Origin of the sequence: Kineococcus gypseus (assembly GCF_050871305.1) — a bacterium.
Classification (GTDB): Bacteria; Actinomycetota; Actinomycetes; order Actinomycetales; family Kineococcaceae; genus Kineococcus; species Kineococcus gypseus.
On sequence record NZ_JBJLRD010000027.1, the window covers coordinates 1 to 18,702 of the forward strand.

At 76.1% G+C, this 18,702-nt stretch carries 16 protein-coding genes; 10 read left to right on the top strand and 6 right to left on the bottom strand.

Annotated features, from left to right (window positions below):
- Positions 1–246: 246 nt before the first annotated feature.
- The 4 genes from ACRYMN_RS11810 to ACRYMN_RS11825 all read left to right on the top strand — a co-directional run bounded on the left by ACRYMN_RS11810 (position 247) and on the right by ACRYMN_RS11825 (position 5,513).
- Complete coding sequence (locus ACRYMN_RS11810) at positions 247–885, top strand: MarR family winged helix-turn-helix transcriptional regulator (protein ID WP_432495225.1); 639 nt, start codon at positions 247–249, stop codon at positions 883–885.
- Complete coding sequence (locus ACRYMN_RS11815) at positions 882–2,993, top strand: MDR family MFS transporter (RefSeq protein WP_432495227.1); 2,112 nt, start codon at positions 882–884, stop codon at positions 2,991–2,993. The genes ACRYMN_RS11810 and ACRYMN_RS11815 overlap by 4 nt, the downstream gene beginning before the upstream one ends.
- Positions 2,994–3,172: 179 nt before the next feature.
- Complete coding sequence (locus ACRYMN_RS11820) at positions 3,173–4,015, top strand: HpcH/HpaI aldolase/citrate lyase family protein (RefSeq protein WP_432495229.1); 843 nt, start codon at positions 3,173–3,175, stop codon at positions 4,013–4,015.
- A 229-nt stretch (positions 4,016–4,244) separates the two neighbouring features.
- The gene (locus tag ACRYMN_RS11825) at positions 4,245–5,513 is read left to right on the top strand and encodes a right-handed parallel beta-helix repeat-containing protein (protein WP_432495231.1); all 1,269 of its coding nucleotides are present in this window, start codon (positions 4,245–4,247) and stop codon (positions 5,511–5,513) included.
- Positions 5,514–5,720: 207 nt separating this feature from the next.
- On the opposite strand, the gene tkt is transcribed toward ACRYMN_RS11825, so the two are convergent.
- Entirely contained in the window at positions 5,721–7,814 is a 2,094-nt protein-coding gene (gene tkt, locus ACRYMN_RS11830) for a transketolase (RefSeq protein WP_432495233.1), read from the bottom strand.
- A 386-nt stretch (positions 7,815–8,200) separates the two neighbouring features.
- On the opposite strand from tkt, the gene ACRYMN_RS11835 reads away from it, so the two are divergent.
- A complete protein-coding gene (locus ACRYMN_RS11835) occupies positions 8,201–9,223 on the top strand; it encodes a heme o synthase (RefSeq protein WP_432495235.1) in 1,023 nt (340 codons plus the stop codon).
- A 260-nt stretch (positions 9,224–9,483) separates the two neighbouring features.
- On the opposite strand, the gene ACRYMN_RS11840 is transcribed toward ACRYMN_RS11835, so the two are convergent.
- The 3 genes from ACRYMN_RS11840 to ACRYMN_RS11850 all read right to left on the bottom strand — a co-directional run bounded on the left by ACRYMN_RS11840 (position 9,484) and on the right by ACRYMN_RS11850 (position 12,282).
- Positions 9,484–10,413, bottom strand: coding sequence for a COX15/CtaA family protein (locus tag ACRYMN_RS11840; RefSeq protein ID WP_432495237.1), 930 nt, complete (start codon positions 10,411–10,413; stop codon positions 9,484–9,486).
- 103 nt (positions 10,414–10,516) lie between these two features.
- Positions 10,517–11,323, bottom strand: coding sequence for an ABC transporter permease (locus ACRYMN_RS11845; RefSeq protein WP_432495239.1), 807 nt, complete (start codon positions 11,321–11,323; stop codon positions 10,517–10,519).
- Entirely contained in the window at positions 11,320–12,282 is a 963-nt protein-coding gene (locus ACRYMN_RS11850) for an ABC transporter ATP-binding protein (RefSeq protein ID WP_432495241.1), read from the bottom strand. The genes ACRYMN_RS11845 and ACRYMN_RS11850 overlap by 4 nt, the downstream gene beginning before the upstream one ends.
- Before the next feature lie 127 nt (positions 12,283–12,409).
- Between ACRYMN_RS11850 and ACRYMN_RS11855 the strand changes: the two genes are divergently transcribed.
- From ACRYMN_RS11855 to ACRYMN_RS11875, 5 genes are all read left to right on the top strand, one after another.
- Positions 12,410–13,294 carry a helix-turn-helix transcriptional regulator gene (locus tag ACRYMN_RS11855; RefSeq protein WP_432495337.1) on the top strand — a complete coding sequence of 295 codons (885 nt, stop codon included), beginning with the start codon at positions 12,410–12,412 and terminating at the stop codon, positions 13,292–13,294.
- Positions 13,295–13,302: 8 nt separating this feature from the next.
- The gene (gene sufB, locus ACRYMN_RS11860; RefSeq protein ID WP_432495339.1) at positions 13,303–14,733 is read left to right on the top strand and encodes a Fe-S cluster assembly protein SufB; all 1,431 of its coding nucleotides are present in this window, start codon (positions 13,303–13,305) and stop codon (positions 14,731–14,733) included.
- Complete coding sequence (gene sufD, locus ACRYMN_RS11865; protein ID WP_432495243.1) at positions 14,733–15,989, top strand: Fe-S cluster assembly protein SufD; 1,257 nt, start codon at positions 14,733–14,735, stop codon at positions 15,987–15,989. Before sufB ends, sufD begins: the two co-directional genes overlap by 1 nt.
- On the top strand, positions 15,989–16,747 hold the full coding sequence (gene sufC, locus ACRYMN_RS11870; RefSeq protein ID WP_432495245.1) for a Fe-S cluster assembly ATPase SufC: 759 nt from the start codon (positions 15,989–15,991) through the stop codon (positions 16,745–16,747). The genes sufD and sufC overlap by 1 nt, the downstream gene beginning before the upstream one ends.
- A 93-nt stretch (positions 16,748–16,840) precedes the next feature.
- Positions 16,841–17,140: a metal-sulfur cluster assembly factor gene (locus ACRYMN_RS11875; protein WP_432495341.1), complete on the top strand. Its 300-nt coding sequence runs from the start codon at positions 16,841–16,843 to the stop codon at positions 17,138–17,140.
- Positions 17,141–17,185: 45 nt separating this feature from the next.
- On the opposite strand, the gene ACRYMN_RS11880 is transcribed toward ACRYMN_RS11875, so the two are convergent.
- Together ACRYMN_RS11880 and ACRYMN_RS11885 are read right to left on the bottom strand one after the other, a co-directional pair.
- On the bottom strand, positions 17,186–18,007 hold the full coding sequence (locus ACRYMN_RS11880; protein WP_432495247.1) for a CbiQ family ECF transporter T component: 822 nt from the start codon (positions 18,005–18,007) through the stop codon (positions 17,186–17,188).
- Positions 18,004–18,675: an energy-coupling factor ABC transporter ATP-binding protein gene (locus ACRYMN_RS11885; protein WP_432495249.1), complete on the bottom strand. Its 672-nt coding sequence runs from the start codon at positions 18,673–18,675 to the stop codon at positions 18,004–18,006. The genes ACRYMN_RS11880 and ACRYMN_RS11885 overlap by 4 nt, the downstream gene beginning before the upstream one ends.
- Positions 18,676–18,702 lie beyond the last annotated feature (27 nt).

Sequence of the window (18,702 nt, forward strand, 5' to 3'; positions counted from 1 at the left end):
TGTTTTATTTTTGGTGGGGCGGGGGGTTTGGGGGTTTTTTGTGGGGGGGGGGGGCGGGGTCTTAAGCCGGCCGGGCCCCCCCGACGCCGCGCGACACGCCGTCCGGGGCCGGCGGAGCACCCCCGGACGGCCCCCCGCGCAGCACCCCCGCGCGGACCGCCCGACGGACCACCGGGTCCACGAGCACCCCACCACGGATGCCGTCCGCGCGCAGCGCGGGACGGCCACGACCCCGCACGGAGCCCGATGCCCCACCACGCCCCCGCCGCGACCGGCGCCGCCCCCGGCGCGCGCCGCGGCGACCTGCTGCCCGTCCTGGGCGAGGAGGTCGCCCGCAGCGTGCGGACCCTGCACGCGCTGAAGTCGCAGGACGCCCGCGGCAGCACCGAGGCCGACCGGGCCATGCACACCGTCCTGCTGGTCGTCGCCCACACCGGCGACCAGCGCGTGGGCGAGCTGGCCGAGCGCCTCGGCACCGACCCCTCCACGATCAGCCGGCAGACCGCCGAGCTGGTGCGGCAGGGGCTGCTGGAGCGCCGGCGCGACCCCGACGACGGCCGCGCCTCCCGGCTGGCGGTCACCGCCGCCGGCCGCGCCGTGGTCGCCACCACCCTCGAGCGGCGCCACGAGCGCCTGGCGCGCGCCGTCGAGAGCTGGGACGACGACGAGCTGGGCACCTTCGTGCGGCTGCTGACCCGCTTCACCGACGGCCTGGAGCAGGTCCGCACCGAGGCCGGCCCCGCGGCCGCCGCCCAGCCCTGCCCCGCGCTGCCCCGCACCGCGCAGCCCCGCACCGCGCAGCCCGGCGCCGCGCAGCCGCGCATCGCGCAGCCCCGTGCCGCCCACCCCCACCCCACCGCCAGCACCGAGCAGGAGAACGCATGAGCAGCACCACGGCCGGCACCCGGCCGGCCGGCCCGTCGGGGCCCGACGGCACCGGCGGACCCGCCACCCTCACCCACCGGCAGATCATGGCGATCCTGTCCGGCCTGCTGCTGGGGATGTTCCTCGCCGCGCTGGACCAGACGATCGTGTCCACCGCCATCCGCACCATCGCCGACGACCTGCAGGGCTTCTCGCTGCAGGCGTGGGCCACGACGGCGTTCCTGATCACCTCGACGATCTCCACGCCGCTGTACGGAAAGCTCTCCGACACCTACGGGCGCCGTCCGTTCTTCATCGCCGCCATCGGCATCTTCGTCGTCGGCTCGGCGCTGTGCGGGATCTCCACCTCGATGTACGAGCTGGCGGCCTGGCGCGCGCTGCAGGGCCTGGGCGCCGGCGGCCTGATGTCGCTGGCCCTGACGATCATCGCCGACGTGGTCCCGGCGCGCGAGCGCGCCAAGTACCAGGCGTGGTTCATGGCCGTCTTCGGCGTCTCCAGCGTGCTCGGCCCGGTGGCCGGCGGCTTCTTCTCCGGCCAGGACTCCCTCCTCGGCGTGGCCGGCTGGCGCTGGATCTTCTGGATCAACGTGCCGCTGGGCGCCCTGGCCATGGCCGTGGTCGTGCGCAACCTGCGCCTGCCGCGGCGCACCGCGCGCCACCGCGTCGACTGGCCCGGGGCGCTGGCCCTGGTGCTGTGCCTGGTGCCGCTGCTCGTGGTCGCCGAGCAGGGCCGCAGCTGGGGCTGGGGCTCCGGGCGGGCGCTGGCCTGCTACGGCCTGGGCGTGGTGGGCCTGCTGGCCTTCGTGCTGGCCGAGCGCGCCCTCGGCGACGACGCCCTGCTGCCGCTGCGCGTCTTCCGCGGGCGCACCTTCGTCGTCGGCAGCCTGACCAGCGCGGTGCTGGGCATGGGCATGTTCGGCGCGATGGCCGTGCTGCCGCAGTACCTGCAGGTGGTCAAGGGCTCCTCGCCCACCGTCGGCGGCCTGCAGATGCTGCCCCTGGTGGTCGGGATCATGTCCGCCAGCGCCTTCTCCGGGCAGTTCATCGCCCGCACCGGCCGCTACAAGCCGCTGCCGGTGGCCGGCACCGCCCTCATGGTCGTCGCCCTGCTGCTCTTCAGCCGCGTGGGCGCCGACACCCCGGTGTGGCAGACGATGCTCGTCATGGTCGTCATGGGCTGGGGCCTGGGCGGCAACATGCAGCCGATCATCCTGGCCGTGCAGAACGCCGCCGACCCGCGCGAGATCGGGGTGGCCACCTCCTCGGTGACCTTCTTCCGCCAGATGGGCGGCACCCTGGGCACCGCGGTGTTCCTCTCGATCCTCTTCTCCACCCTGGGCGAGAACGTCTCCCGCGAGTACCGCGCGGCCGCCGGCGACCCGGCCTTCGCCGCCGGGCTGCGCGAGGCGCAGCTGGACCCGCAGGGCCTGCAGCAGGTCGTGGCGCGCGCCGGCGACGACACCTCGGTGCTCTCCTCGCTGCCCGCCGTGCTCAGCCACCCCTTCCGGGTGGGCTTCACCGACTCGGCCAACCTCATCTACCTGGTCGCCGCCCTGGTGATGGTGGCCGGCCTGGTGACGGTGCTGTTCCTGCCCTCGCTGCCCCTGCGCTCCGGCACCCCGGCCGCGGCCGCCGCCGCCGACTCCCCCGCCGCCCCGGTGCAGGCCGCCGGCGGCGCGGTGGAGCCGGCGCAGGAGCGCGACCGCCCCGCCCAGCTGACGGGGGTGCCGGCCGACGCGCCGGCCGCCGGCGAGCTGGCCGAGCGCGTGCGCAGCGGCGTGCAGGCGGCCAAGGCCGCCCAGCGCGCCGTGGCGGACCTGGCCGACGAGACCGCCCGCCGGGAGGCGGCGCTGGACGCGGCGGTGGAGGAGCTGCGCGACCTCGGCCTGGACGAGGCCTCCATCGAGGCCGCCCTCGGCGAGGAGGCCACCGCCCCGCGCGGCCGGCACGCCGGGCACGCCGGGCACGCCGGGCACGCCGGGCACGCCGGGCACGCCGGGCACGCCGGGCACGCCGGGCACGCCGGGCACGCCGGGCACGCCGGGCACGCGACCGGCGCGGTGGAGGACGCCGGGCAGCGCACGGACCGGCTGGGCGCGCGCGGCTGAGACCGCCCCGCCGACGGCCCCGGAGCACCGCGCTCCGGGGCCGTCGGCGTCCCCGGCGCGTGCGCCACCTCACGCGGTGCGCCCCCCGCCGCGGGTGGCCGGGCCGCTACGGTCGGCACGGTGCGGGCCGGCAGCCGGCCGGCGCGCGGGTCCGGCCGCGGCCGGGTGAGGAGAGCGACATGAGCGCGAACCGGGCTGTCCACGTCGTCGAGGCGCGCTACTCACGCACGTGGCTGCTGGTCAACGCCGCCCGGCCCGAGCTGTTCGACGCGGCCGCGGCCTCGCGCGCCGACCAGGTCGTCCTGGACCTCGAGGACGCCGTCGACCCGCGCCGCAAGGACGCCGCGCGCGGCGACGTCGTGGCGTGGCTGCGCGCCGGCGGGCGCGCCTTCGTGCGCGTCAACGACGTCACTACCCCCCACTGGCGCGACGACGTCGAGCAGCTGCGCGGCACCCCGAACCTGCTGGGCGTGGTGCTGGCCAAGACCGAGGCCGGCGAGCAGGTCACCGACACCTTCGAGGCGCTCGGCGCCACCACGCCGGTGGTGGCGCTGGTGGAGTCCGCCCTGGGCATCGAGGAGGCGCGCTCCATCGCGTGCGCGCGCGGCGCGTTCCGCCTGGCGTTCGGCTCGGGCGACTACCGCCGCGACACCGGCGCCAGCGCCGACGACCTGGCGATGGCCTACCCGCGCAGCCGCCTCGTCGTGGCCAGCCGCATCGGCGGGCTGCCCGGCCCGGTCGACGGGCCCACGGTGGGCGGCGGGCTGCCCGAGCTGCGCGAGGGCTCCTCGGTGGCGGTGTCGCTGGGGATGATGGGCAAGCTGTGCCTGGACGCCGACCAGGCGCCGGTGATCAACGAGGTGATGAGCCCCACCGCCACCGACGCCACCTGGGCGCGCGACGTGCTGGAGCGCTTCGAGAGGTCCGGCGGCGTGGTGCACGACGGCTCGGACCTGCCGCGCGTGGGCCGCGCCCGGCGCATCCGGGAGCTGGCCGAGGCGTTCGGCATCCAGCCGCTGTGAGGCGCCCCGCCGCGTGAGGCGCACTACCGCGTGGGCGGCCCCGAGGGCCAGGGCCGCGGCGCAGGTCGTCGTGAACCTGCACGATGCCGCTGTCCGCACCCCGGGCGGTGCCGGGGCGCTGCCACGATCCTCGCGGCGACGCGGGGGTCGGCCCCGCGGCGCGACGTGACGCGGGAGGACCGGCATGCGCACAGCACGGAGGACGGGGCGGACGTCGCACGGCGGGGCGGTGCGGCGACTGGTGGCCGCGGGGGTGGCCGGCGGCCTGATCGCCGTGAGCCTGCCCGCGGGGGTCGCCGCCGCGGACGGCTGGAGGCACCACGGCCGCGGCACGACGTGGACCGTGCAGCCGGGGCAGTCGATCCAGGCGGCCGTGGACCGGGCGCGCTCGGGCGACACGATCAGGATCGCCGCGGGCACCTACGAGGAGGCCGTCTGCGTGCGCGGCAAGGGCCTGACGATCAAGGGGGCCGGCCGGGACCGCACCGTCATCACCTGGCCCGAGTGGAGCAGCGTCGCGGACCTGCCGGCCGTGCCGTCGTCAGGCCCGGCGGCGGAGGGCTGCTGGGCCGAGCAGGAGCGCGTCGACAACGAGGACGACCCGACCACCCTGGCCGACAACGTCTCCGCGCTGCACTTCGTGGACCCCGACGCGCCGGTGGTCGTCAAGGACCTCGGCACCCGCAACCACCCCGCCAACGGCGTCGTCGCCTGGGGCGCGAGGGGTTTCGAGGTCAAGGACACCCGGGGCGTCGGCCACGAGCGCTACGGGATCCTCGCCGCGTACTCCGAGCGCGTCAGCGTCAAGGGCAACGTCGAGGAGGGCGTGGTCCGCAGCGCCCCCGTGTCCGGCGGCACCGCCGGGATCTCGGTGGGCGACTCCGAGCGCGCCGGCGCCACCGTCTCCGGCAACACCGTGAGGGGCTACAACATCGGCGTCTTCGCCCGCGAGTCGCGCGGCGGCACGATCCGCGACAACCGCATCAGCGGCAACTGCGTCGGGGTGCTGGTGTTCGACGACTCCGCCACCGAGATCCCCGACACCACCGGGCACGTGGTCGGCGGCGACTGGTCGGTGAGGTCCAACCGGGTCGCCGACAACACCCGCTACTGCCTCGTGGGCCGCGACGGCAGCCAGCGCGTCTCCGGCACCGGCATCGCCGTCACCAACGCCGACCACGTCACCGTCACCGGCAACACGCTCACCGGCAACCGCCCGGTCGTGCCCGCCGGGCAGGCGCCGACGAACTTCCCCTCCGGCGGCGTGGCGCTCATCAGCTTCGCGCCCCCGCCCGGCACGAACCCGCCCGGCGCGGAGCTGCCCGGCCTCGTGGAGTTCGTCACCGTCAAGGGCAACGTGTTCCGCGACAACGCCCCCACCGACATCTCGGTGAGCGAGCCGACCCCGTACGCGCCGCTCGTGCTGGGCCCCGGTGAGGGCATCGTCGTCGAGGGCAACCGCTGCACCACCAGCTCCCCGGCGGGCCTCTGCTCCTGACCCGCCCGCGGGGGGGGGGGGGGGGGGGGGGGGGGGGGGGGGGGGGGGGGGGGGGGGGGGGGGGGGGGGGGGGGCGCGCGCCGGGCGCCGCCCGCCCCCCCCCCCCCCCCCCGCCCCCCCCCCCCCCGCCCCCCCCCCCCCCCCCCCCCCCCCCCCCCCCCCCCCCCCCCCCCCCCCGCCCGCCCCCCCCCCCCCCCGGGGGACGGCTCACTGCAGGCCGGCCAGGCTCTCCTTGGCGGCGGTGACCACGACCTCGTCCGTCAGGCCGAACTCGCGGTAGAGGTCCTGGTAGTCCGCGGAGGCGCCGAAGTGCTCGATGCCCACCACGCGGCCGGCATCGCCGACCAGCTCGTGCCAGCCCTGGGCGATGCCGGCCTCGACCGACACGCGCGCCTTGACCTGCGGCAGCAGCACGGTGTCGCGGTAGGACTGCGGCTGCGCGTCGAACCACTCGCGGCACGGCATGGAGACCACGCGGGTCGGGACGCCGGCCTCCTCGAGCTTCTCGCGCGCGGCCACCGCGATCTGCACCTCGGAGCCGGTGCCGATGAGGATGACCTGCGGGGTGGCGGCGGAGGCCTCCACGAGCACGTACGCGCCCTTGGCGACGCCCTCGGCCGCGCCCCAGCCCGGCTGGGAGCGGTCGAACGTCGGCAGGTTCTGGCGCGAGAGCGCCAGGCCCGCCGGGCGGTCGGTCGTCTCCAGGACGGTCTTCCACGCCCACGCGGTCTCGTTGGCGTCGGCCGGGCGCACGACGTCCAGGCCCGGGATGGCGCGCAGCGAGGCCAGGTGCTCGATGGGCTGGTGGGTGGGGCCGTCCTCGCCCAGGCCGATGGAGTCGTGCGTCCACACGTACGTCACCGGCAGCTTCATGATCGAGGCCAGGCGCACCGCGGGGCGCATGTAGTCGCTGAAGACGAGGAAGGTGCCGCCGTAGGGGCGGGTGCCGCCGTGCAGCGCGATGCCGTTGAGGATCGAGCCCATGGCGTGCTCACGGATGCCGAAGTGCAGGGTGCGCCCGTAGGGATTGCCGTCCCACATCTTCGTCGTGCGGCTGGACGGCAGGAAGCTCGGCTCGCCCTTCATGCTCGTCAGGTTCGACTCCGCGAGGTCGGCCGAGCCGCCCCACAGCTCGGGCAGCCCGGCGGCCAGGGCGTTGAGGACCTCGCCGGAGGCCTTGCGGGTGGCCATCGCCTTGCCCGGCTCGAAGACCGGCAGCGCCTGCTCCCAGCCGGCGGGCAGGGTGCGGGTGCTCACGCGGTCGAAGAGCTCGGCGCGCTCGCCGGCGCCCTTCCGCCACGCGTCGAAGCGGGGCTGCCACTGCTCGCGCAGGGCCCTGCCGCGCTCGCGGGCGGCGCGGGTGTGGGCGATGACCTCCTCGGAGACCTCGAAGGTCTGCTCGGGGTCGAAGCCGAGGACCTCCTTGGTGGCGCGCACCTCCGGCTCGCCCAGCGCGGAGCCGTGCGACTTGCCGGTGCCCTGCAGGTTCGGCGCTGGGTAGCCGATGATCGTGTTCAGGACGATCATGGACGGCTTGCCGGTCTCGGCCTTGGCCGCCTGCAGCGCGTCCCACAGCGCCTGGACGTCCTCGCGGTAGGGGCCCTCGCCGCCGTTGGTCCAGTCCACGCTCTGCACGTGCCAGCCGTACGCCTCGTAGCGCTTGCCGGTGTCCTCGGCCAGTGCGATCGCGGTGTCGTCCTCGATCGAGATGTGGTTCTGGTCGTAGATCGCGATGAGGTTGCCCAGCTCCTGCACGCCGGCGATGGCGGAGGCCTCGCTGGAGACGCCCTCCTCCAGGTCGCCGTCGGAGGCGAGCACGTAGATGAAGTGGTCGAACGGGCTCTGGCCCGCGGGGGTCTCCGGGTCGAACAGGCCGCGCTCGCGGCGGGCGGCCATCGCCATGCCCACCGCGGAGGAGATGCCCTGGCCCAGCGGGCCGGTGGTCATCTCCACGCCGGCGGTGTGGCCGTGCTCGGGGTGGCCCGGGGTCTTCGAGCCCCACTTGCGCAGCGCCTTCAGGTCGTCGAGCTCCAGGCCGTAGCCGGCCAGGTACAGCTGCACGTAGAGCGTCAGGCTGGAGTGCCCGCAGGAGAGGACGAAGCGGTCGCGCGCCGTCCAGTCCGGGTCGGCCGGGTCGTGCTGCATCAGCTTCTGGAACAGCGTGTAGGCCACGGGGGCCAGGCTCATCGCCGTGCCGGGGTGCCCGTTGCCGGCGCGCTGCACGGCGTCCATCGCCAGGACGCGGGCGGTGTCGACCGCCTTGCTGTCCAGGTCGCTCCACTCGAGGCTCTGCTGGCTCACGTGTCTCCTCCCGTGCGAACCAGCTGACCGTCCAGCGCCGCCGGGGCGGTGGGGGGACCGGTCGTGGTCCGCTCTGCGTCTGCGTCGTTCGTCCCCGGCGCCGTCACCGGACCCGGCGCGGCCGGCCGCCGCGCCCGGCGGGCGTCGACGGGACCCGGTCACCCGCGGTCGTCGGCAGCTCCACCGGACCCCGCCGCCCGCGGGCGGAGCGGACCGGTGGATCACTGCACCCCGAGCCTACTCGCAGGGCGCGCAGCCGCAGCCCGCGGCCGGTCCCCGCGCGCCGCGGGGACCGGCGCGCCCGCGCGGCGCGCCCCGGACAACGACACGGCGTAATAGAGGCGTAGCATCGGCCCTGCCCGCCGCCGCCTCGCCCAGAGGATCCTGTGACTGTCGTCGACCCGCGCCCCTCCGGCGCCTCCGCGCACTCCCGGTCCCTGCTGGCACGCCGGCGGGGCGGGCGCGGCCGACCCCCCCGCTTCCCGCGCGCGGCGGCCTACCTGGCGCTGACCAAGCCGCGCATCATCGAGCTGCTGCTCATCACCACGGTCCCCGTGATGGTCTTCGCCGCCGGCGGCCTGCCGCCGCTGGGGCTGGTGCTGGCCACCTTCGTCGGCGGCGCCTTCGCCGCCGGCTGCGCCAACACGCTGAACTGCTACTTCGACCGCGACATCGACGCGCTCATGAAGCGCACCGCCGGGCGCCCGCTGGTCACCGGCGAGGTCACCCCGCGCCAGGCGCTCGCCTTCGCCGCGGTGCTGGGGCTGGCCTCGGTGGGCCTGTTCGTCGCCCTCGTCAACGTGCTCTCCGCCGTGCTGGCCGTGACCGCGATCGCGCTGTACATCGTGGGCTACACCCTGCTGCTCAAGCGCCGCACCTCCCAGAACATCGTCTGGGGCGGGGTGGCCGGCTGCATGCAGGTGCTCATCGGCTGGACGGCCGTGACGGGCCGGCTGGACTGGGCCCCCTTCGTGCTCTTCGGCGTCATCTTCCTGTGGACGCCGCCGCACTACTGGCCCCTGTCGGTGCGCTACCGCGAGGACTACGCCAACGCCGGGGTGCCGATGCTGCCCGTCGTGGCGCGCCCCACGACCGTCTCGCGGCAGATCGTGGCCTACACCGTGGCGATGGTGCTGTGCTCGCTGCTGCTGGTGCCCGTGGGCGGCGCCGGGGTGCTCTACGGCGTCGCCGCCCTGCTGCTGGGCGCCGGCTTCCTGGCGCAGACGCTGCGCCTGCACGAGCGCGCGCGCCGCTTCGAGCGCGAGACGGGCGGGCGCGACGCCGGCACGGCCGAGCAGCTCAAGCGCATCAGCCCCATGGGCGTCTTCCACGGCTCCATCACGTACCTGACGCTGCTGTCCCTGGCGGTGGCCCTGGACCCGTTCCTGCGCCTGCCCTGGCCGCTCTGAGGCGCGCTGAGCCGCTCCCGAGCCTCTCGCCGAGCCCCCGTCGACCTCCCGGTCGGCGGGGGCTCGCGCGTCCCCGGCGCGCGCGCTCGACGGGAGCCCGCGGTCCGCTGCGGCCCGCCCCCGGGCCGCGCCCCGACCACCGTCACCGGCCCCGCACGGCCGCTCCGGCTCCGACTCCGGTGCCGGTCCCGGGCGCGGACCCGGCCGGGGACGCCGGCCACCCCGCGGGGGTGGCCGGCGTCCGGGGGCGGAGCGGCGCGTCAGGCCGTGGCGACCTGCGGGGCGGCCGGGGCGGGCGCGCCGGGCGCGCCGGGCACGTCCGCGCCGCGCGGCACGGTCAGGGCGCACAGCAGGCGCACCTGGAAGACGACCAGGGCGCAGGCGCCGGCCATGTGCACGGCGACGAGGACCCAGGGCAGGTCGGTGAAGTACTGGGTGTAGCCGACGACGGCCTGGGCGAGGGTGACCAGCAGCAGGTGCACCGAGGCGCGCCGGGCCAGGGCCGGGGCGGCGGTGGCCCGCAGGGCGACCACGAGGCCGACGAGCAGGCCGGTGTAGGCCATGACGAGGTCGGCGTGCAGCCAGCTGACGGACTGCGGGTCCAGGCCGAAGCGGGCCGGCTCGTCGGCGTCGCCGGAGTGCGGGCCCGAGCCGGTGACGACGGTGCCGACGACGACGACGGCGTAGAGCACCGCCGCCGACAGCCACGCGGCGCCGCGCACCTCCCGGCGCACCGCCACCCGGCGCGGGCCGGCCGGCTCCAGGCCGCGGCGCCACAGCACGGCCGAGGCGGTCACCAGCAGCACCGAGACGAGGAAGTGCGTCATGACGATGCCGGGGTGCAGGTCCAGGTGCACGGTGACGCCGCCGATGACGGCCTGGGCCAGGATGCCGCCGATGACGGCGCCGACGTACGGCAGCAGGTCGCGGCGGCGGTTGCGCCACACCACGACCAGGCAGGCGAGCGCGACGAGGCCGACGAGGCCGGTCAGGGTGCGGTTGCCGAACTCGATCCACTTGTGGAAGCCCTCCTCCTGCACCACCACGGGGGTGTAGGAGCCGGGCACGCACTCGGGCCAGGTGGGGCAGCCCAGGCCGGAGCCGGTCAGGCGCACCACGCCGCCGGTGACGACGATGAGGCTCTCGGCCAGCACGTTGAGCAGCAGCACGAGCGCCCCCCAGCGGCCCACGGGGCCGGGGAGACCGGGGACGGGCGCGGGGACGGGCGCGTGGACGGCGGCTGCGGGGGACTCGGCGGCGGGGGATTCGGGGGTCGGACCCACGGCGTGCTCACTACTCCCAGGAGAACCATCGGGCGGACGCGGCGGTCGCGGCGACCGCCCACGCGAGGAGGACGAGCAGCGGGCCGGCGGCCACCGCGTGCTCGGTCAGGGCGCTGCGCAGCGCGGTGCCCAGGGCGCCGGAGGGCAGCGCGGAGGTCAGCGCCGGCGCGGGGGAGGGCAGCACCAGCCCGCCGCCGGCCAGCAGAAGCACCCACACGAAGTTCGCCGCCGCCAGGGTGGCCTCGGCGCGCACGGTGCCGGCCAGCAGCAGCGCCAGCGCGGTGAAGGCCACCGAGCCCAGCACGAGGGCGGGCAGCGCGGCCAGCAGCCCCAGCGGGTCCGGGTCCCAGCCGCACAGCGCCGCGACCGCGCACAGCACGACCACCTGCACGGCCACCAGCAGCGCGACCGCGCCGGCCTTGCCGGCCAGCAGCCCGGTGCGCCCCAGCGGGGTGGTCGCCAGCAGCCGCAGCACGCCGTTGCGCCGGTCGAAGCCGGTGGCGATGGCCTGGCCGGTGAAGGCGGTGGAGACCACCGCCAGCGCCAGCACGCCGGCCAGCGCCAGCGCCGGGCGCGGGCCGTCGCCGAGGTCCACGGCGGTGGCGCGCACGGCCGCGACCAGCACGATGACCGGCAGCACCAGCGTCAGCAGCAGCTGCTCGCCGTTGCGCAGCGCCACCCGCGCCTCCAGCCCGGCCTGGCGGGCGGTGCGGCGCGGGAAGGGCGCCGCGCCGCCGCGCGGGGCGAGGTCCAGGGCGGGCGCGGCGGGGCGCTCGCCGCTGCGCCCGGGGGAGGCGGCCAGCTCCGCGCCGCTCACCGCAGCGTCCGGCCGGTCAGGTCGAGGAACACGTCCTCGAGGGTACGGCGGGCCGCGCCCAGCCCCTGGGGCAGCACGTCGTGGGTGGCGCACCAGGAGGTCACGGTGGCGGCGGTGCGCGGGTCGGCCGGCACGCCGGTGACCACGTAGCGGCCCGGCTCCGGCTCGGCGACCACGGCGCCGGCCGGCAGGGCGGCGGCCAGCGAGGCCGTGGGCAGGCCCGAGGGGGCCGAGAAGGTCAGCGCCGCGGCGCCGCGGGTCAGCTCCTGCGGGGAGCCGGCGGCCACGCGCCGGCCGTGGTCGACGACGACCACGTCGTCGGCCAGGCGCTCGGCCTCCTCCATCAGGTGGGTGGTCAGCACCACGGCCACCCCGGCGTCGCGCGCGGCGCGCACGACCTCCCACACCGCCAGGCGCGCCTGCGGGTCCAGCCCGGCGCTGGGCTCGTCGAGGAAGAGCAGCTCGGGGCGGCCCACGAGCGCGCACGCCAGCGCCAGGCGCTGGCGCTGCCCGCCGGACAGGCGCCGCACGCGGGTGCGGGCGAAGGCGCCCAGGCCCAGGCGCTCGGCCAGGGCGGGCACGGGCAGCGGGTCCGCGTGCAGGCCGGCGACGTGGCGCAGCACCTCCAGCGCGCCGGCACCGGTGGGCAGGCCGCCGTCCTGCAGGAGCACCCCCACGCGCGGGCGCAGCGCGGCGCCGTCGGCGGCCGGGTCCAGGCCGAGCACGCGCAGCGTGCCGGAGTCGACGCGGCGCAGGCCCTCGCAGCAGGCCACCGTGGTGGTCTTGCCCGCGCCGTTGGGGCCCAGCAGGGCGGTGACGCGCCCGCGGCGGGCGGTGAAGCTCAGCCCGTCCAGCACGGTGGTGCCGCCGAACGCCTTGCGCAGCTCGCGCGCCTCCACCGCCAGGTCCGGGTCGGCGGCGCGGTCCGGCACGCGGGCGGAGGGGGAGGGGGCGGCCACGGGGCACGATTCTACGAGCCCCGGTAGTAGCCGCCGCTCCCGCGAGGACGTGTCCCGGCTCACCCCCCGGCGCCGGGACCCCGGGTGGGGCGCGCGGGGCGAATTAGGTAACATGGACGTTGTGGAAATGGTGAGGCTCACCTCACCCCGGGCGACGCGCACCGGGGGTGCGCCCAGCGCTGCCGACCTGCGCACCCGCACCCGCGTGCACGCCGCGGTCGCCGAGCTCGGCCCCGTCAGCGCCGCCCGCGTCGCCGAGGTGCTGGGGCTGACCGGCCCCGCCGTGCGCCGCCACCTGGACGCCATGGTCGCCGCCGGCGACCTGGAGACCCGCGAGCCCAGCCCGGCGCGCCGGCGCGGCAGGGGCCGCCCGGCGCGCGAGTTCGTCGTCTCCAGCGCCGGCCACGACGCGATGGTCTCCGGCTACGACGAGATGGCCGTGGCCGCCCTGGCCCACCTGGCCGAGGTCGGCGGGCCCGGCGCGGTGGCCGGCTTCGCCGAGCGGCGCTTCGCCGCGCTGGGCGAGCGCCTGGCCGCCGCGGTGGACCCCGCGGCCCCGCTGCCCGAGCGGGTCCGGGACCTCGCCGCGGCGCTGACCGCGCAGGGCCACTCCGCCTCCGCGCGCCCCGTCGGGCGCGGAACAGCGGCCGAGGGGACGCAGTTGTGCCAGGGGCACTGCCCCGTGCGCCGCGTCGCCGAGGCCCACCCCGAGCTGTGCGAGGCCGAGCGGCGCGCCTTCGAGCGCGTGCTGGGCGCGCGCGTGCAGCGCCTGGCCACGCTGGCCCACGGCGAGCACGTGTGCACCAGCTACGTGCCGCACGAGGCGGCCGGGCCCCCGGCCGCGCCGCGCGAGCGGCCGCCCGGGCAGAGCGACCAGCGCACCGACCAGCGCACCGACCAGCGCACCGACCAGCGCACCGACCAGCGCACCGACCAGCAGACCGACCAGCAGGACCACCTCGCCGCCCCCGCCGCGGGGATCCGGACGCCGACGGAAGGACGACGACCGTGACCGACACCGTGTCCGACACCACCCCCGACACCCTGGCCGGGCCGCCCGAGCTCGAGGGCCTGGGCAAGTACCGCTACGGCTGGGCGGACCCCGACAGCGCCGGCTCGAGCGCGCGCCGCGGGCTCTCCGAGGAGGTCGTGCGCGACATCTCGGCGAAGAAGTCCGAGCCGGAGTGGATGCTGCAGCTGCGCCTGAAGGCGCTGAAGCTCTTCGACCGCAAGCCCATGCCGAACTGGGGCTCGGACCTGACCGGCATCGACTTCCAGAACATCAAGTACTTCGTGCGCTCCACGGAGAAGCAGGCCACCAGCTGGGACGAGCTGCCGGCCGACATCAAGAACACCTACGACCGCCTGGGCATCCCGGAGGCGGAGAAGCAGCGCCTGATCGCCGGCGTGGCCGCGCAGTACGAGTCCGAGGTCGTCTACCACCAGATCCGCGAGGACCTGGAGGAGAAGGGCGTCGTCTTCGTCGACACCGACACCGGCCTGCGCGAGCACGAAGAGCTCTTCAAGGAGTACTTCGGCTCCGTCATCCCCGTCGGCGACAACAAGTTCGCCTCGCTGAACACCGCGGTGTGGTCGGGCGGCTCGTTCATCTACGTGCCCCCGGGCGTCCACGTGGACATCCCGCTGCAGGCCTACTTCCGGATCAACACCGAGAACATGGGCCAGTTCGAGCGCACGCTGATCATCGCGGACGAGGGCTCGTACGTGCACTACGTCGAGGGCTGCACCGCGCCGATCTACCAGTCCGACTCGCTGCACTCGGCGGTCGTGGAGATCGTCGTGAAGAAGAACGCCCGCGTGCGGTACACGACCATCCAGAACTGGTCCAACAACGTCTACAACCTGGTGACCAAGCGCGCCACGGCCGCCGAGGGCGCCACCATGGAGTGGATCGACGGCAACATCGGCTCCAAGGTGACGATGAAGTACCCGGCGGTCTACCTCATGGGCGAGCACGCCAAGGGCGAGACGCTCTCGATCGCCATGGCCGGCGAGGGCCAGCACCAGGACGCCGGCGCGAAGATGGTCCACGCCGCCCCGCACACCGCCAGCTCGATCGTCTCCAAGTCGATCGCGCGCGGCGGCGGGCGCACCTCCTACCGCGGCCTGATCCAGGTCCTGGAGGGCGCGCACCACTCCGCCTCCACCGTGCGCTGCGACGCGCTGCTGGTGGACACGATCTCCCGCTCGGACACCTACCCCTACAACGACATCCGCGAGGACGACGTCGTCATGGGGCACGAGGCGACCGTCTCGAAGGTGAGCGACGACCAGCTCTTCTACCTCATGAGCCGCGGCATGGCCGAGGACGAGGCGATGGCCATGATCGTGCGTGGTTTCATCGAGCCCGTCGCGCGCGAGCTGCCCATGGAGTACGCGCTGGAGCTGAACCGCCTGATCGAGCTGCAGATGGAAGGGGCCGTCGGCTGATGACCGCCGTCGACGAGACGACCACCGGTCCGGGGAGCGATCCCACGACCACCACGCCGGCGAACACCGCGCGGGCGCACAGCCACGGCGGCGGGATCGTGCCCGACGCCAGCCGCGCCGAGCGCGTGACGTCCTTCGACGTCGCCGACTTCACCGTGCCCACCGGGCGCGAGGAGGAGTGGAAGTTCTCGCCGCTGCGCGAGTTCGCCCCCCTCTTCGAGGCCGGGCCCGGCGCGGGCGCCGGGGGCGCCGGGGTCGCCGAGGTCCAGGTCAGCGCGCCGGACGTCGTGGTGCACCGCACCGGCACCCCGGCCGAGGTCGGCGCCGGCACGGCGTTCACCCCCGGCGACCGCGCCGCGGCCGCCGGCTGGGCCACCACCGGCGAGGCCCACCTGGTCTCCGTGCCCGCCGAGGCGGAGCTGGACGCACCCGTGCTGGTCGGCGTGCGCGGCACGGCCGGCACCACGACCTCCGGGCACGTGGTCGTCGAGGCCGGCCACCACGCCAGGGCGCTGGTCGTGCTCAGCCACACCGGCTCCGGCGCCCACCGCGGCGGCGTGGAGGTGCGCGCCGGCGACGGCGCGGACCTGACGGTGGTCAGCCTGCAGGAGTGGGACGGCGACGCCGTGCACGTCGGCCAGCACGACGTGCTCGTCGGGCGCGACGCGACCGTGCGCCACATCGCCGTCAGCCTCGGCGGCAAGGCGGTGCGCGTGTCCACCAACGTGCGCTACGCCGGCCCCGGCGGCGACGCGCAGGCGCTGGGCGTGTACTTCGCCGACGCCGGCCAGCACCTCGAGCACCGCCTGTTCGTCGACCACGAGGCCACGAACTGCAAGAGCTACGTGGAGTACAAGGGCGCCCTGCAGGGCGAGGCCGCGCACGCGGTGTGGATCGGCGACGTGCTCATCCGCGCCGCCGCCGAGGGCACCGAGACGTACGAGCTCAACCGCAACCTCGTCCTCACCGACGGCGCGCGCGCCGACTCCGTGCCCAACCTGGAGATCGAGACCGGCGAGATCGTCGGCGCCGGCCACGCCTCGGCCACCGGCCGCTTCGACGACGAGCAGCTCTTCTACCTGCAGGCCCGCGGCATCCCCGAGGAGGAGGCCCGCCGCCTGGTCGTGCGCGGCTTCTTCGCGAGCATCGTCGAGCGCATCGGGGTGCCGGAGATCTCCGAGCGCCTCATGACCACCATCGAGACCGAGCTCGCCGCGACCCCGCCGGCCGGCACGAGCAGCACCGAGGAGAACTGATGCCCACCCTGGAGATCCGCGACCTGCACGTCACGGTCGACGAGGCCGACGGCGGCACCAAGGAGATCCTCCGCGGTGTCGACCTGACCCTGAAGTCGGGCGAGGTGCACGCGGTCATGGGCCCGAACGGGTCCGGCAAGTCCACCCTGGCGTACTCCATCGCCGGGCACCCCAAGTACACCGTCACGGGCGGCTCCATCACGCTGGACGGCGAGGACGTGCTGGCCATGAGCGTGGACGAGCGCGCCCGCGCCGGGCTGTTCCTGGCCATGCAGTACCCCGTCGAGGTCCCCGGCGTGACGGTGTCGAACTTCCTGCGCACCGCCAAGACCGCGATCGACGGCGAGGCGCCGAAGCTGCGCACCTGGGTCAAGGACGTCAAGCAGGCGATGGACGACCTGAAGATGGACCCCACCTTCGCCGAGCGCAACGTCAACGAGCACTTCTCCGGCGGTGAGAAGAAGCGCCACGAGATCCTGCAGATGGAGCTGCTGAAGCCGAAGTTCGCCGTCCTCGACGAGACCGACTCCGGCCTCGACGTCGACGCGCTGCGCATCGTCTCCGAGGGCGTCAACCGCGCCCTGGCCAGGACCGCGCCCGGCGTGCTGCTCATCACGCACTACACGCGGATCCTGCGCTACATCGAGCCGCACTTCGTGCACGTCTTCGTCGACGGCCGCGTCGCCGAGCAGGGCGGCCCGGAGCTGGCCCACTCCCTCGAGGAGAGCGGCTACGACCGCTTCCTCACCCGCGCCTGAGACCGGGAGGTCCTCGTGAGCGACACCACCGAGATCACCGAGAGCGCCGCCCCCGCGCAGCCCACCGCCGCGACCGGCCCCGTCCCGGCCGCGCTGGAGGAGGTCGAGGAGGCCCTCAAGGACGTCGTCGACCCCGAGCTGGGCATCAACGTCGTCGACCTGGGCCTGATCTACGGGCTGACCGTCTCCGACGACAACGTCGCCACCATCGACATGACGCTGACCAGCGCGGCGTGCCCGCTGACCGACGTCATCGAGGAGCAGACCGAGCAGGCGCTGACCGACGTCGTCGCCGGGCACCGCATCAACTGGGTGTGGATGCCGCCGTGGGGCCCGGAGAAGATCACCGACGAGGGCCGCGAGCAGCTGCGCGCCCTCGGCTTCAACGTCTGAGCAGCCCACCCGGTCCACGCGACCGGGCGCGCCCCGCGGGGCCGGTCACCGCGGTCCGGGTGACCGGCCCCGCGGCGCGTCCGGGTGATCGCCCCGGGCGCCGTCCGCGTCGTCGTCCGGGTCGTCGTCCGGGTCGTCGTCCGGGTCGTCCAGGCCGGCGTCCAGGCCGCGCGCGGCCAGGGCCTCGGCCAGGGCCTCCGCGTGCGCGACGGCGCGCACCGCCGTGGGCACCAGCACCGCGCGCAGGTCGCGCTCCAGACCGCGTGCGGCCGCCGCGGCCCGCGACTGCCCCAGCAGGCCCACCACGACGGGGATGCTCTGCACCGCCAGGGTCAGCAGCAGCGCCACCCGCCCGGGGTCCACACCGACCCGGCGCAGCGGCCCCAGGCCGGTCACCACCGCGTCCAGGACCGCCGCCACCGGCGTCGTGGCGGTCACCGTGGCCGCCGCCCACACGCAGGCGACGACCGCGGCCAGGACCACCACGGCGCGCAGCGGACCCTCCAGCCACCACTGCACCGCGCCCAGCGCGAGCAGGACCCACGCCGTGCGGCGCAGCTGGGTCAGCAGGAGCCCGGCGCCCAGCCCGCAGGCCACCGCCACCGCGGCCACGGCCGCCACCAGGACCAGCAGCACCGGTGCGGCCACCGCCGCGGGCGCGAGCGAGCGCACCAGCCCGGCCACCAGCGCGGTGGCGCCCAGACCGGCCAGCTTGGCGCCGGCGCCCGCGCGGTGCAGCGGCGAGCGACCGGGCACGTAGCGGCCCAGCAGCGGCGGCTCGACGTCCAGCCCGCGCCGGCGCGCCCGCCGCCGCGGGTGCGCCGCCCGGCCGGTGCCCTCCAGGCGGGCCGCGCGCAGCGCGCTCACGCCGCCGCCGCGTAGGCGGCCACGACCTCGTCGGCCGGACCGTCGGCCACCACGCGACCCTCCTCCAGCCACAGCGCCCGCCGCGTCCGACGCGCCAGGTCCAGGTCGTGGGTGGCCACGACGAGCTGCGCGGCGCAGGACAGCAGCAGGTCCGCCACGCGCCGGGAGGTGCGCAGGTCCAGCAGCGTCGTGGGCTCGTCGCAGGCCAGCACCGCCGGGGCGGTGGCCAGGACCGCCGTCAGCGCCAGCAGCTGGCGCTGGCCCGAGGACAGCTCGCGCACCCCGGCGTCGGCGAGGTCGCCCAGCCCCTGGGCCCGCAGCAGCTCCAGGGCGCGCCCGCGCCGCCGGGCGCGCGGGACGCCGGTGCGCCGCAGCGACAGCGCCACGTCCTCGGCGGGGGTGGGCATGACGAGCTGCGCGTCGGGGTCGGGGAAGACGAAGCCGACGTGGCGGCGCACGCGGGCCAGGTCCTCCTCGGTGTCCATGCCGTCGACGCTGACCGCGCCCTCCGAGGGCAGCACCAGGCCGTTGAGCAGGCGCAGCAGGGTGGACTTGCCCGAGCCGTTGGGGCCCACGAGCGCCACCGACGGCTCGCCCAGCTCCAGGTGCACCGGGTGCAGCACCACGCGCTCGCCCGCGCGCACCCCTGCGCCGGCCAGCCGGATCACGCGGGCGCGCGCGGGGGCCGCGGGCGT

Excerpts from the sequence above, each read along its gene's own strand:
- ACRYMN_RS11855 (WP_432495337.1), top strand. The coding sequence starts at position 12,410 with ATGGTGAGGCTCACCTCACCCCGGGCGACGCGCACCGGGGGTGCGCCC.
- ACRYMN_RS11815 (WP_432495227.1), top strand. The coding sequence starts at position 882 with ATGAGCAGCACCACGGCCGGCACCCGGCCGGCCGGCCCGTCGGGGCCC.
- ACRYMN_RS11820 (WP_432495229.1), top strand. The coding sequence starts at position 3,173 with ATGAGCGCGAACCGGGCTGTCCACGTCGTCGAGGCGCGCTACTCACGC.
- sufC (WP_432495245.1), top strand. The coding sequence starts at position 15,989 with ATGCCCACCCTGGAGATCCGCGACCTGCACGTCACGGTCGACGAGGCC.
- sufD (WP_432495243.1), top strand. The coding sequence starts at position 14,733 with ATGACCGCCGTCGACGAGACGACCACCGGTCCGGGGAGCGATCCCACG.
- ACRYMN_RS11810 (WP_432495225.1), top strand. The coding sequence starts at position 247 with ATGCCCCACCACGCCCCCGCCGCGACCGGCGCCGCCCCCGGCGCGCGC.